This is a genomic window from Acinetobacter wanghuae, assembly GCF_009557235.1.
Classification (GTDB): Bacteria; Pseudomonadota; Gammaproteobacteria; order Pseudomonadales; family Moraxellaceae; genus Acinetobacter; species Acinetobacter wanghuae.
Window position 1 is genome coordinate 1443122 of the sequence record NZ_CP045650.1, and the last position, 13685, is coordinate 1456806.

At 37.8% G+C, this 13685-nt stretch carries 12 protein-coding genes and 1 pseudogene; 6 read left to right on the plus strand and 7 right to left on the minus strand.

Annotation, left to right across the window (positions count from 1 at the left end):
* Positions 1–920 precede the first annotated feature (920 nt).
* The 3 genes from hppD (at position 921) to GFH30_RS06790 (ending at position 4801) form a co-directional block, all read left to right on the plus strand.
* Complete coding sequence (gene hppD, locus GFH30_RS06780; RefSeq protein ID WP_153371506.1) at positions 921–1982, plus strand: 4-hydroxyphenylpyruvate dioxygenase; 1062 nt, start codon at positions 921–923, stop codon at positions 1980–1982.
* Between the two features lie 182 nt (positions 1983–2164).
* Entirely contained in the window at positions 2165–3565 is a 1401-nt protein-coding gene (locus tag GFH30_RS06785; RefSeq protein ID WP_153371507.1) for an amino acid permease, read from the plus strand.
* 30 nt (positions 3566–3595) lie between these two features.
* Positions 3596–4801, plus strand: coding sequence for an amino acid aminotransferase (locus GFH30_RS06790; protein WP_153371508.1), 1206 nt, complete (start codon positions 3596–3598; stop codon positions 4799–4801).
* A gap of 55 nt (positions 4802–4856) precedes the next feature.
* Here GFH30_RS06790 and GFH30_RS06795 read toward each other — a convergent pair whose 3' ends face one another.
* On the minus strand, positions 4857–5972 hold the full coding sequence (locus GFH30_RS06795; RefSeq protein WP_153371509.1) for an S-(hydroxymethyl)glutathione dehydrogenase/class III alcohol dehydrogenase: 1116 nt from the start codon (positions 5970–5972) through the stop codon (positions 4857–4859).
* Positions 5973–6093: 121 nt separating this feature from the next.
* Here GFH30_RS06795 and GFH30_RS06800 point away from each other — a divergent pair, with 121 nt between their 5' ends.
* Positions 6094–7650, plus strand: a complete 1557-nt coding sequence (locus GFH30_RS06800) for a phospholipase D family protein (RefSeq protein ID WP_153371510.1) — start codon at positions 6094–6096, stop codon at positions 7648–7650.
* A gap of 235 nt (positions 7651–7885) precedes the next feature.
* Positions 7886–8323: a hypothetical protein gene (locus GFH30_RS06805; RefSeq protein WP_153371511.1), complete on the plus strand. Its 438-nt coding sequence runs from the start codon at positions 7886–7888 to the stop codon at positions 8321–8323.
* 108 nt (positions 8324–8431) lie between these two features.
* Here the strand turns inward: GFH30_RS06805 and GFH30_RS06810 are convergent, their stop codons facing one another.
* From GFH30_RS06810 to GFH30_RS06825, 5 genes and pseudogenes are all read right to left on the minus strand, one after another.
* Positions 8432–9022 carry a uracil-DNA glycosylase family protein gene (locus tag GFH30_RS06810; protein ID WP_153371512.1) on the minus strand — a complete coding sequence of 197 codons (591 nt, stop codon included), beginning with the start codon at positions 9020–9022 and terminating at the stop codon, positions 8432–8434.
* A gap of 106 nt (positions 9023–9128) precedes the next feature.
* A complete protein-coding gene (locus GFH30_RS13445; protein ID WP_227551464.1) occupies positions 9129–9254 on the minus strand; it encodes a hypothetical protein in 126 nt (41 codons plus the stop codon).
* A 95-nt stretch (positions 9255–9349) separates the two neighbouring features.
* Positions 9350–10060, minus strand: a complete 711-nt coding sequence (locus GFH30_RS06815; protein WP_153371513.1) for an SGNH/GDSL hydrolase family protein — start codon at positions 10058–10060, stop codon at positions 9350–9352.
* Positions 10061–10212: 152 nt separating this feature from the next.
* Positions 10213–11275: pseudogene (locus tag GFH30_RS06820) on the minus strand (fatty acid desaturase).
* A gap of 292 nt (positions 11276–11567) precedes the next feature.
* On the minus strand, positions 11568–11909 hold the full coding sequence (locus GFH30_RS06825; protein WP_153371514.1) for a hypothetical protein: 342 nt from the start codon (positions 11907–11909) through the stop codon (positions 11568–11570).
* 240 nt (positions 11910–12149) lie between these two features.
* Between GFH30_RS06825 and GFH30_RS06830 the strand changes: the two genes are divergently transcribed.
* Complete coding sequence (locus GFH30_RS06830; protein ID WP_153371515.1) at positions 12150–12839, plus strand: SH3 domain-containing protein; 690 nt, start codon at positions 12150–12152, stop codon at positions 12837–12839.
* Between the two features lie 98 nt (positions 12840–12937).
* Here the strand turns inward: GFH30_RS06830 and GFH30_RS06835 are convergent, their stop codons facing one another.
* Complete coding sequence (locus tag GFH30_RS06835; protein ID WP_153371516.1) at positions 12938–13681, minus strand: SDR family oxidoreductase; 744 nt, start codon at positions 13679–13681, stop codon at positions 12938–12940.
* Positions 13682–13685: the final 4 nt, after the last annotated feature.

Below are 13685 nucleotides of genomic sequence, written 5' to 3' on the forward strand. Positions count from 1 at the left end.
GGCTGTCTCCAAAAAATATTTATAAATCACATGCATAAAAAAACCTGACCAGGGTTGCCGATCAGGTATTAACTTGGTGGGCAACCTTTTCTCTGCCCGAACACGTTCAGGCAACTATCTAAATTGCCAAAAATAATACGCGTTAGTTTGAAGTGATTGCTTTAACATGTGAATTTGTTCAAATGGTTATCTCTAAAAAATAAAATACGCTGTATTCGCAGCTTTGACAATAGTTTTATACAAAATATAAAACTATGAGTGATACAACTTTGCTTTATCAATGCTCATGACTTCTACTTAAGCTCATTCTGCTGCCGTATTCCATAACAACATCGATCTATTCGGCATCATGATTTCTAACAACTCAACTCTAAGTTTTTTTGGGCGAATTCGAGACTCATTTGCTGTTTAAATTTTTCTAAACAAAAAAGATGAGGCGATTTTAAACCTTTCTAAATTTAAGGTTTAACGCATATATTGCCAAACACAGCTGCTGATCAGAATTTTTACCGGATATTAAATGAATGAAATTTATCCATTTTTAGATAAATATGCTAAAAAATAAATATTTTACAAAAAGTTACAATCTATGTTTGTGTCATTTAAGTCAACACTAAAAACATTATTTTATAAATATCATTACTTTATATTATGATTAAAAGAACAAACCCACATAATTACGCTATTCGTAATCCATTTATGTATTGAATAAAAATAAAGCCTCAGTATGATGAAAAAATAACTTGATCATACTTTCTTAGATTTCATATCAAGAAAGAACTAAATGAATCATAAAAGTATTGGCAGATGGATCTGTCATCAAAAATGAAGATCTTTTTTAAACATAGATTCATCTGTTGAACTGTGAAATTGTTTAAAAATAGGCAATAGGATTGCTTAAAAAATAATGAGGATGTTGTATGAATAAGCTAGCAAACCCTTTAGAGCTCTGTGGATTTGAATTTATCGAATTCGTGTCTCAAGATGGAGAACTAGATGCAATTTTTCAAACCATTGGTTTTAGTAAAGTCGCAAAACATAAATCTAAAAATGTGTATTTATGGCGCCAAGGTAATATCAATATCATTCTCAATTATCAGCCTGAATCTTATGCTGCGTTCTTCTTTAAAGAACATGGTCCTTCAGCATGTGCAATGGGTTTTAGAACCAAAGATGCAGCAAAAGCGTTTAATAAAGCCGTCGAATTTGGTGCAGAACCAATGTATTCGAAAATTGGCCCAATGGAACTGAATATCCCAGCCATTAAAGGGATTGGTGGCTCACCGATTTTCTTAGTCGATCGTGATATTTATCAAAGTGATTTTATTTTCTTTGATGATGTAGAACTCAATCCTGTCGGTGCGGGTTTAAAAGAAATCGATCATTTGACCCATAATGTCTATAAAGGTCGTATGCAATATTGGTCAGATTTCTATGAAAAAATCTTTAACTTCCAAGAAATTCGTTATTTCGATATTAAAGGTGAATATACGGGTTTAACCTCAAAAGCCTTAACTGCCCCGGATGGTAAAATTCGTATTCCATTGAATGAAGATTCCGACAAAGGAAATGGGCAAATTGCAGAATTTCTCAATGAGTTTAATGGCGAAGGGATTCAGCACATTGCTTTTATTACCGATGATTTGATTGGCACATGGGATAAGTTAAAGGCTTTAGGTGCGCAATTTATGACGCCGCCGCCAAGCACCTATTATGATATGTTGCCTGAGCGTTTACCGAATCACGGTGAGCCGACAGAAGAATTGCAAAAACGTGGCATTTTACTTGATGGCAATACCGAAGGCGAAGAAAAGCGTCTGCTGTTACAGATTTTCTCTCAAAATATGCTCGGTCCAGTATTCTTCGAGTTTATTCAACGTAAAGATGATGATGGTTTTGGTGAAGGTAACTTTAAAGCGCTGTTTGAATCAATTGAGCGCGATCAAATCAAACGTGGCGTACTTGATATTTCCAACGCTTAATCCTGTTTTAATCTCTTAAATTATACGACCTTCAATGTGCATACGCTCTGTATGCGCATTGGATGGTTGCATCTGATGAATTGCCTTTTACTAATTTTTGATTGTGTGTCGATGAATAAAAATAACAAAGAAAATTCATTCATCTTCAAAATAAGCACGATCCAACATGGATGATGATAAAAATGCAGCAGATAGAACAAGGAAACCTGAAAAAAGGTTTAAGTAATCGACATATTCAATTGATTGCCCTCGGTGGTTCAATCGGTACTGGACTCTTTCTCGGTATTGCACAGACCATTAAATTGGCAGGTCCGTCGGTTATTTTAGGTTATGCCATTGCCGGTTTAATTGCTTTTTTAATGATGCGCCAACTCGGTGAAATGATTGTTGAAGAACCTGTAAGTGGTTCATTTAGCCATTTTGCTTATAAATACTGGGGCAAATTTGCCGGTTTTATGTCGGGATGGAACTATTGGGTCTTAAACATTTTAGTATGTATGGCAGAACTCAGTGCTATCGGACTTTATATTCACTATTGGTGGCCTGAAATCCCGACATGGGTTTCTGCACTCGGCTTCTTTATTTTCATTAATGTGATTAATTTACTTCACGTTAAATTATTTGGTGAAATGGAATTTTGGCTCGCGATTATTAAAGTTGTGGCAATTATTGCCATGATTGCCTTTGGTAGTTATTTATTGGCCAGTGGTAGCGGTGGCACACAGTCAAGTCTACAAAACCTATGGGAGTTAGGTGGCTTCTTCCCGAATGGTGTGATGGGTTTGGTCATGGCAATGGCGATGATCATGTTTGCCTTTGGCGGTATTGAACTAGTCGGCATTGCAGCTGCGGAAACTGAAAACCCGCAAAAAACTTTACCGAAAGCAGTGAACCAAATTGTATACCGCGTTCTACTCTTCTATATCTTAAGTTTAGTGATTATTTTGTCGCTTTATCCATGGAACCAAATGGCACAAGGTGGTAGTCCTTTTGTCATGATCTTTGATTCTTTGGGCAGTCAAACCGTTGCGACCATTTTAAACTTTGTGGTACTGACGGCTGCGGTCTCTGTATATAACAGTACGAATTATTGTACCAGTCGCATGCTGCTCGGCTTGGCACAACAAGGCAATGCACCGAAATTTTTAAGTAAAATTAATCTGCGTGGTATTCCAGTGAATGCCGTAATGGTATCGGCATTCTTTACTTTAATTTGTGTGTTAATCAATTACTTATTTCCAGAAAAAGCCTTTAGCTTACTGATGATGCTGGTTGTTGCCGCGATTGTGATTAATTGGGTCGTCATTTCTTATACCCATTTAAAGTTTAAAAAACATATGCATGCAACGCAGACCCCAACGCTATTTCCAAGTATTGCCTATCCGTTTAGTAACTACCTCTGCATTATTTTTATGTTTGGCATTTTAGTCATTATGAGCCAAACACCAGGTATGCGCGTTGCGGTGATGATGCTTCCGATCTGGATTTCTATTTTAACGATTGCTTATTTTTTCAAAAATCGCAAAATAACGAACACCAAATTGGCATTAAAAGATAAGATACAATCAGTTCCAAAGGCTTGATTTGTTTAATATATAACGAAGGATGCATTCATGTTTCAACATGTAGATCATTATGCAGGTGACCCGATTCTGTCTTTGATGGAAGAATTTGGTAAAGATGAACGCACGCAAAAAGTGAATTTGAGTATTGGTCTTTATTATAACGAAGACAATATTGTTCCTCAGCTCAATGCCATAAAAACGGCATATAAAAATATTGAGCCGAGCAATGATCAGGTTAAACTTTACTTACCGATGGATGGTTTGAAGTCTTATAATCAAGCAACACAAGCCCTTGTTTTAGGTGAAGATAGTCCTGCACGTCGTGATGGACGTGCTGTAACCATTCAAACCTTAGGTGGTTCAGGCGCACTGAAAGTGGGCGCGGATTTCCTGAAAAAATATTTCCCTGAATCGGACATTTGGGTGAGCCAACCGACATGGGAAAACCACATTGCGATCTTTAATGGCGCTGGCATTCAATCTCATTTCTATCCGTACTTTGATGCCAATACCAATGGTGTCAATGTGGCAGCTATGCTTGAATGCTTAAACCAATTGCCTGCCAAGAGCATTGTATTATTGCATCCATGTTGCCATAACCCCACAGGTGCCGATTTAGTCCCTGCCGAATGGGATCAAGTGATCGAAGTCTTAAAGCAACGTGATTTAATTCCATTCCTCGATATTGCGTATCAAGGTTTTGGTCAAGGTTTAGAGCAAGATGCGTATGCAATTCGTGCTTTAGATCGTGCTGGCATGAATTTTATTGTCAGCAATTCGTTCTCTAAAATCTTCTCGCTTTATGGCGAACGCATTGGCGGTTTAACCTTTGTTTGTGATGATCAAGCGACAGCGCAAACCGTATTGGGACAATTAAAAGCGACTGTGCGCCGTATTTATTCAAGTCCAGCGACCACAGGTGCCTTACTTGTCAATAATGTGTTGAATGATGCTGAACTCACTGCAGAATGGCAGGCTGAACTGACTGAAATGCGTGAACGTATTATTCGAATGCGTCACCTTTTAAATGAAAAATTAAGCCAAGCGTTGCCTGAACGCGACTTTAGCTATTTGGTCAAACAACAAGGCATGTTTAGCTATACGGGTTTAAGTGCTGAACAAGTAGATATCTTAAAATTACAATACGGTATTTATTTGGTTCGTAGTGGTCGTATGTGTGCCGCGGGACTGAATTTAAGTAATATTGATTATGTTGCTGACTCAATTGCAGCCGTGCTTCAAGCGACAGCTTAATCTATCCAATAAAAAAACGGGCTGAATGCCCGTTTTTTTATGTCTTCCAACTTAATTAATCTTTAAAATTAACGACGGTACGAATCGACTTACCTTCATGCATTAAATCAAATGCTTCATTGATACGTTCAAGTGGCATAGTATGCGTCACGAAAGGTTCAAGTTGAATTTCGCCTTTCATTGATTGTTCTACCATACCTGGAAGTTGTGAACGACCTTTCACACCACCAAATGCTGTACCCATCCACTTACGACCCGTCACCAATTGGAATGGACGTGTTGAAATTTCTTTACCTGCACCTGCTACACCAATAATTACGGATTGTCCCCAACCACGGTGCGCACATTCAAGTGCTGAACGCATCACGTCAACATTACCAATACATTCAAATGAATGGTCAACGCCCCAACCTGTCATTTCTACAATCACTTGTTGGATTGGTCTGTCATAGTCTTTTGGATTTAAGAAATCTGTTGCGCCAAATTGTTTCGCTAGCTCAAATTTATCGGCATTGGTATCAATAACGATAATACGACCCGCTTTGGCTTGACGCGCACCTTGCACAACCGCAAGACCGATACCACCTAAACCGAAGACTGCAACGGAGTCTCCTTCTTGAACTTTTGCAGTGTTATGTACTGCGCCAATGCCTGTAGTAACACCACAACCTAACAAACACACGTGCTCATGGTTCGCTTCAGGATTAATTTTTGCCAATGAAACTTCAGCAACAACGGTATATTCAGAGAAGGTTGAACAACCCATATAGTGATAAATTGGTTGACCATTATATGAGAAACGTGTTGTACCATCTGGCATCACACCTTTACCTTGAGTGGCACGTACAGAGGTACACAGGTTTGTTTTACCTGATTGACAGAATAAGCATTCACCACATTCAGCTGTATAAAGTGGAATCACATGATCACCTGGCTTCAAGCTTGTCACACCCTCACCGACTTCAACCACAACACCTGCACCTTCATGCCCCAAAATTGCCGGGAATACACCTTCAGGATCTTCACCTGACAAGGTAAATGCATCTGTATGGCAAACCCCTGTATGACTAATTTTAACCAGCACTTCACCCGCTTTAGGTGGCTCAACATCCACTTCAACAATTTGTAATGGCTGACCTGGACCAAATGCGACGGCTGCACGTGATTTCATCGAAATAATTCCTTTGTTTGCTGTGTTAACAGATGACTAACAGTAACCGCTTTCTATTCTTTGATTCAACCATTAACATCAAAATATAACGAAGAAAAAGTCCTTAACTTACGGAACTTAAATGACAAAACTGAAGTTTTGCATGCTCACTTATCTGACATGTTTAGTTTTTCTATTATCGGGGTGTGATTTAGCTGCCAACACAGCACAAAAATCCGCTGAAACAAAAATGCAGACTGAGCATTGGATTACTCAAAATGAGTCACGTCAAAAATTTGCTTTAGGACAAACGGCTTATTTACCGCTTTTTGATGGCTTTATGAGTATATCATCGCGTCTTTATTTGATTAATCATGCGAAATATACCCTCGATTTACAATATTACATTTGGCGAGATGACTATATTGGCAATTTAATGCTAAGCCAATTACTCAGTGCCGCAGATCGTGGCGTTAAAGTTCGTTTACTTATTGATGATCAAAATGGCAATCAACTCGATAAAAAATTAAGTGCTTTAAGCCAACACCCCAATATCGAAATCAGAATTTTTAATCCCTATTACTTTCGAGATTTCCGTGTACTAGATTATGCACTGCGTTTTAAACATATCAATCATCGCATGCATAATAAACTCATTGTTGCCGATGGCGCGGTTGCTGTTACAGGTGGACGTAATATTAGCAGTGAGTACTTCGATGCCAGTTATCAATTTCAGTTTACTGATGTAGATATTTTCTTTGCCGGTCAAGCGGTGAAAGCCGCCAATCAAAGCTTTTGGCAATTTTGGAATGACCCTTTAAGTTATCAAATTAATGGGCTCATCAGTACGCCGCAAAATTCACGTCATTTGGTCGAATTACGTAAGTTTTTTATAAATGCACGTGGTTCTCAAAAAACACTCAAGAAACGTATTGATATGGCTGAAAAAGAATTAGCCAATCACCTTGAACAACGACCAATACAGTGGGCAAAAGCCCATTTTGTTGCGGATCATCCCAATAAAATTCGAAATAATGCGGCAAAATCGGAGCGTATATATAGCCAAATGCTGAATTTGATGGGTGAACCGAAACATCACCTTGAATTGGTGTCTGCCTATTTTGTTCCAACCCAATGGGGTGCGGACTATTTAAGCCAACGTGCAAAAAATGGTATTGATATTCGAATTTTAACCAATTCATTTATGGCGAATGACGTAGCGGTTGTACATGCCTTTTACCAAAAATACCGTAAACAACTGCTCAAAAATGGCGTTAAGCTTTGGGAATTTAAACCTTATATTGAGCGTGGTGAGCGAACATGGTATGAGCGCATGACCGGCAATATTATTCCAGCGAAAAACAAAAACAGTTCGAGCTTACATGCGAAATTTTTTGATGTGGATGGGATGGTGTTTATTGGATCGTTTAATTTTGATCCACGCTCAGCTTATCTGAATACTGAAGTCGGTTTGGTAGTGGAATCTGATCAATTACAAAATGAAATTTCAGCCAATTTAAATCGCTATTTACCGCAAGTGGCATATGAACTCAAACTCAATGATAAAGATGAGATTATTTGGCTTGATCATCAAAAAAATGGCACAGTAAAGATACTAACTCATGAACCTGAAACGACCCGATTTCAACGTTGGATCATTCATACGGTTGCAAAAACCCCATTTGAATGGATGATGTAATGACAATATCATTGCGAAGATGGATGAATTTTACTTGTAGTAACAATAATCGCTTATGTATCATCCATTCCACTATGATTAGAATATGACTCTATCTTGATGAAGGGAGTCATCATTTTAGATAGCTCTTATTATATTTAAATGAACTCAAAACCTGCAAAGATTTTACCTGAGCGGCATATTGCTCTAAAATTACACTTTTCATGTATTTTGCGATTATTCTCGCCCATCTCCCATGCAATTTTTTGATCTCAATCGTCAGTTTAAACTCAGTGATATTCTCACACCCTATAAAACTTTAAATGAACTTGCCGAGCAAGAATGGTTTTTAGCCAAAGTTCGTGTTGAACATAATTGTTTATCGGATTCAGAGGTCGTTGAAGGTCAAGTCGTTTTAAAATCGAATCAAAATATTCAGATTGAGCTCGAATGGCTCATTCAAGACACTGGTTTTGAGTTGCAAGTTTTATTCAAAGGTATTGAAACGGCTGCCTGTGAAGAAACATTGGTCGTGGTAAAAAGCGCTCAATTGGTGGATGACGAGCAACAATTGATTTCTTCACAAGTATTAAGTCTTTGGATTGACGGTACTTTATTGCCTTTACTGCCTCATATTCGTAAAGAAATTAAAGCACGTTTAAATTTGTGGGATTATGTTGAATACGATGGCTAGATATGATGCGTTCTATCACATAGATATGCTGGCTCTAAAGAGCATTCGAATACTTTTCATAGAATCTATTGGATGATTTGCGTCAAATGACTCAGGAAACATAAAGTTTTAAAGCAATCCGATTTCTTTAAATAAAGCTCGATAGGCTGCAGCTTTTAGCTCAAGTTTTAAAGGATATGCTCTTGATGAAGACGGCATACGGTGCAAGTTGATCCTGCGATTGGCAAAATAAGTTTCAGTGCTTTGACCAATACTCGGCTTCAAGGTATCTAAAGACATACTTAGCATTAAAGTATCTGTGGCTTTGTCACCTGTTGTCATGATATGGCTACATTCAGGCATTTTCTTCAGTAGCATGTCTAAGTCAGTAGGCGTGACTATTTCTAAAAATTTATCTGAAGCATTGCCTTTTAAACGTTTAATTTGGTACGCCGTATCAAAAATGGCGATGCCTTTTTCATTCAAAAAATCACGAATATTTTGTTGATGAAATTTTTTATTGGCGATATCTAAAAAGTAGTCTTTATTGTTAAAAAAGCAAAGACCAAAAATCCGCCACATATCATTTTGATAATTCGGATAGTAAAAGCGCATTTTCCATCGCGATTCAGCAGGTGGAAAGCTACCGAGCATAAGCAGCTTGGCATGCACAGGTGTAAATGGTTCTAACGGATGCGTTTCAATCGCAATTTCAGTCATTGATACGATGCATCATTAATTAAATTAGATATATTTAAACATTATTTAAAAGAAAAATGAGATGTCATTTCTTTAAAATAAAGCCCTGCTTTGGATGAGCTGCTGCTTATTTATCTTGATCCATGGAATGTGGTGTTGTGGACTGATCTTGTTGATTGGTATCAGTATCTCTTTTTTGGCACGCGGTTAAACCCAACATTAAAACTAAACTAACAATTGCAATGGCTTTCATGAGATTGATCTCGTTAAGTACGCATAGACAATGAATGTAGCAAAAGTTAGGCGACTGCAATGTTGATTTTCTGCAATGTTATATATCTAGATCGCTTAATCATACGATGTAATTTTATCTGCCACCGCTTTTGCCCATAGCGCGTATACCGCTTTACTCGGATGAAATCCATCACTTGCCATGTCTAAATTGAGTTGCTGATATTGTTCAATATCATATTCTATCCACTGCATATTCGACTTTTCACGGACTAATTCTGCTAATTTTTCATTCATTTTTTTCGCATATTGACCAAACAACCAAGCTAAAGGATTAGGTAATGCCGGAAACATATCCATAGGTGGCACACCCGTGGCAATGATCAATTGTGGAGTAAATTGCTGTTCAACATATCGATAAAGTTCACGCTGTTTCTTTATCCATTGGTTGGGACACATCAGTTTAGTGACGTCATTTACCCCTACTGAGCTAACAACGACATCATAATGTTGTTGTTCAAGTTGCTTCACGGCTTGAATGATTTTTGCAGAATCATGGCCAGTTTTTGCATGCAGCTTCCATGTGATTTCAAATTTTGTTGCTAGTTCTTCTAAAAGAGCGCCTGATAAGGCATCTGCTTGATGTTCAACCCCAACACCGGCAGCAGCAGAATCGCCAACAATTAAAATGGAAAGCACTGGTCCTGTTCCAACATGCCCTTCACGTGCACCTTGCGGTTCAGGCAATACAGGTGTCTTTTTCTTCACTTGATAACCTTGAATAATAAGAATAGGAAGCAGTGCAATGGTCGAGAGCTTTAATAACATGATTTCAGATGCATGGATGGTTCAGTTGGATTCTATCTTTGAATCAAAGACTTGTCATCCAAATGAATGCTTATATGAAAATGCGTAAATTGGGATGTATTCATTAACAGATATAAAAAAATCCCACATAAAGTGGGATTTTAAAAATAGCTTTATTTGGCTTTAATGTCGTTCCAACGATTCATCCGTTTAAATGTACCCAAATCATTAAAGCGTACCCCGACTTCTTTCATCACTTTATGCGCCGTTTTTGCGGTCATCTGACGAATATAAAATGGTTCTTTCACCACAAAATGATGAATCGCATGGGTTGCACCAAAATTAAAACAGAAAATTTGAAATGGTGTCAGCCACCACGGTGTTAAGACTTGGGTTTGTTTAATCACATTACGTGGATCAATATCGCCATAGTAGTGCATATTGGAACTGACAAACTGCAAACTAAAAGAACGTACGAAATTGGGTAAAATCCAAATGACTGCCAATAGATTCACAATAGGCATTACCTTAATAATGCTTGCTGCCCATAATACGTCGTAGCCAAACATCGCTGTTGTCGCATTCGCAATATGATAGATCGCAAATAGATACATCAAGCCATAATAGATAAAACTGAGCGGAATAAAGCCGAGCAATTGTGAAAGCATGACGGTTTTACGTTCAATTTTCTGGTTGTTTATCCAAATATGCATGAATCATTTTGAACATCTGTATTGGGCGTAAATACACAGACATGAGTTGGTCACTAATCACTAAAATGCGACGTATTCCCCAAGGCATACCATTACTAATGCCACGTTCTTCTAAATCGTGTTCAGTACCTGAGTATTTATGATGATGTAAATGCATGCGTCGACGTGTCCACGGACTAATCGTATTGGGGCGCGCCAGCCATACCAGTGCTAACATCAAATGATGTGCCCATGGTCTTTTCTTAAAATACATATAATGAATTAAATCATGTTCAAGTTCATGAGTTAATGAAGCAAAAATCGCAACTAAAGGAATAGTCAGCCATGCATGAATATGTCCATAAATATAAGCTAAAGCTGTCGCAATCATGCCCATCCACGCAAAAGCCAATATACTCGCACCGATGAAATTTTGATGTTTGAGTATTGGATAGCGCTCACGGAGATCATCGCCGGCCTGCATCACAACTTTTCTGACCTTAGAAATTCGCTGCTGATCAGTCATCTCTGAAGATAATGACATAGGGACAACCTTTAATTTATAGACAGTTGTACATTAAAGGAAATTGAAAAAAAAAGAAGATCAAAATTCTAGATTTGAGCGAGTATGCATAAGGAATGAGCGCTTTTTACATTTAAATGCTCAGTTTAAAAAAGAATGGATATTTTATGCAGTAAATGGTCGTGTAATTTATAAATGCTGCTTAATTAATCCTTATAAATTTGTTAAAAATAGAACATCTTAATGACAAAAATAGCGCTATCTGGATTAAAAAAGCCCCAATAAACGGGACTTTTGAATATCTCATGAGCCATTAACGACGCATATTGGGTTTAAAAGTGATGTCGCATTTGCCCGCGATATTTTTACCATCTACTTTGACAACAGCAGCTGTTCCTTTTGCTTTACCTTTACAAGTATTTTGAACCGCAGGATTACGCATTGCACCACGTTCTAATGCTTGAGGATTATTGGCTTTAAAACCAATTTGACAGCTTCCCTCAATCGTACGATCACCATGCTTTGATACAACTTTGCTATTCAGTGCTTTGCCTTGGCAGAGTTTAGACATATCTGGACGCTTCGCGTCGGGTGCTGCATGTACAACAGTGATCGCCGTTAATAGTGTTGCAATAGCAAGCGCAATTTTTTTCATAAGGATTCTCTTTTATATGAGATTGATTATCGTTTGATATTGTATTTGAGAATTGTGGAGAAATTCGTGAGATTCCAAAAAGAATAAAATGATAAAAGAAAATGCGATTGGCTCGACATTAATGGTGATTTTAACCAACCAATTCATAATACATATACCTGATTTTTAACAATATTTATATTTATTATTCATAGCAAAGCTTCTAATCTTATTTATACATGGGATGAAGAAGCCAAGACAATGACAACAAATAAAGCGATACCTCCAAAGAAAGCCAATACTTTAACTGCTTCGAATTGGCTCAAAAGCATTCAAAAACAGAATGATAGTCTTGAATTTCGTACCAATGCACAGCAGATTTTTCAGCAAATTCGGCAGCAACCAAGTATTGAGCAACAGCAAAATGATTTACGTGAGAACTTTGAATTGCTCTCACAGCGCCCCTTGATTCGTTTGCAAACTCAACGTTTATTTCATGATTATGTACAGCAACAGCAAAACTTAGAGCAGACATTTTCGAGTTTTCAAACCATATGGAATGAACAGCTTGTCATCCATTCAAATACGTTAAAACAAATAGATCCAAACTATATTAGCCCAAGGTTTGCCAATGCTGATACTTCGCGCTATAAGCAATATCTCATTCAGTTGATGTTTATTCTGCTGTCTATCAATCCTGTTGAAATAAATGCACCGCAATATTTGGCGAATTTTGTGGAATGGATGAATGGTATTGCCCAAGCCAAAACGACGGCAAAAGTGACGTTACGCATCAAGCCTGATATTCAAAGTGATATGCTAATTGAATTGCCTAAACATGCCATTGTGAACGTCTACTCAGATGAAAATACATTATGGAAAAAGATCCGTTTCAGCAATGACAATCAGGAAAGCTTTGGCTATGTGATGTCTGCATATTTAAAGTTTTGATTTATTAGTTTTTACGGATTTTTGATACTTATTGATATGATTTATTTAGGTTTTTAAAAATAAAAAGCCCCTTTCGGAGCTTTTGAATCAATCAAACATTAACCTAATTTATTTACTAGTTTTAGCGGTAATATTTTCATCGCTAAACCAAGCGGTAACCACGGCCATTTAGGTACATAGGCTTTCACGGGCGCTTTTTCAATTTCAGCAGCCAATAAGCGCGAACCAGTTTCCACATCGACTTCAAACGGTAGTTTTTGTGCACCTTCATTAATTTCGGTACGAATATAACCGGGGAAAATAGTCGTCACTTTGATCGGTGTATGCAGTAATTCTGCACGAATCCCCTCTGCTAAATGCGCAACGCCTGCTTTACTTGCACCATATGCGGTCAAATGCTTTGGCATACCACGCATGGCACTCATGGATGAAATCATGACTAAATGTCCGGCATTTTGTGCACGGAAAATTTCTACGGCAGCTTCACATTGTGCCAATGCAGAAATAAAGTTGGTTTCAACCGTGGCTTTATTAATGGCAAAGTTGCCTTTACCAATACGACGTCCTTCCCCCACACCCGCATTGACAATAACGCGATCTAATTGACCAAAGTCTGCTTTAAAAGCACGAAATACCTCAAACACTTGATCGTAATCGGTGACATCTAAAGTTTTAGCAATAACCTGAATACCATGTTGGCTTTCCAATTCTTGTTTTAATGCATCAAGGCGTTCCATACGACGTGCGCAGATCGCAAGGTTATAGCCCTTTTTGGCAAATTCACGTGCCATTCCCGCACCAATGCCTGAACTTGCGCCTGTAATTAATATTGTTTTTGCCATGCTT

Coding starts and splice junctions, on each gene's coding strand:
- hppD (WP_153371506.1), top strand. CDS start 921: ATGAATAAGCTAGCAAACCCTTTAGAGCTCTGTGGATTTGAATTTATC.
- GFH30_RS06785 (WP_153371507.1), top strand. CDS start 2,165: ATGCAGCAGATAGAACAAGGAAACCTGAAAAAAGGTTTAAGTAATCGA.
- GFH30_RS06790 (WP_153371508.1), top strand. CDS start 3,596: ATGTTTCAACATGTAGATCATTATGCAGGTGACCCGATTCTGTCTTTG.
- GFH30_RS06795 (WP_153371509.1), bottom strand. CDS start 5,972: ATGAAATCACGTGCAGCCGTCGCATTTGGTCCAGGTCAGCCATTACAA.
- GFH30_RS06800 (WP_153371510.1), top strand. CDS start 6,094: ATGACAAAACTGAAGTTTTGCATGCTCACTTATCTGACATGTTTAGTT.
- GFH30_RS06805 (WP_153371511.1), top strand. CDS start 7,886: ATGCAATTTTTTGATCTCAATCGTCAGTTTAAACTCAGTGATATTCTC.
- GFH30_RS06810 (WP_153371512.1), bottom strand. CDS start 9,022: ATGACTGAAATTGCGATTGAAACGCATCCGTTAGAACCATTTACACCT.
- GFH30_RS13445 (WP_227551464.1), bottom strand. CDS start 9,254: ATGAAAGCCATTGCAATTGTTAGTTTAGTTTTAATGTTGGGTTTAACC.
- GFH30_RS06815 (WP_153371513.1), bottom strand. CDS start 10,060: ATGTTATTAAAGCTCTCGACCATTGCACTGCTTCCTATTCTTATTATT.
- GFH30_RS06825 (WP_153371514.1), bottom strand. CDS start 11,909: ATGAAAAAAATTGCGCTTGCTATTGCAACACTATTAACGGCGATCACT.
- GFH30_RS06830 (WP_153371515.1), top strand. CDS start 12,150: ATGACAACAAATAAAGCGATACCTCCAAAGAAAGCCAATACTTTAACT.
- GFH30_RS06835 (WP_153371516.1), bottom strand. CDS start 13,681: ATGGCAAAAACAATATTAATTACAGGCGCAAGTTCAGGCATTGGTGCG.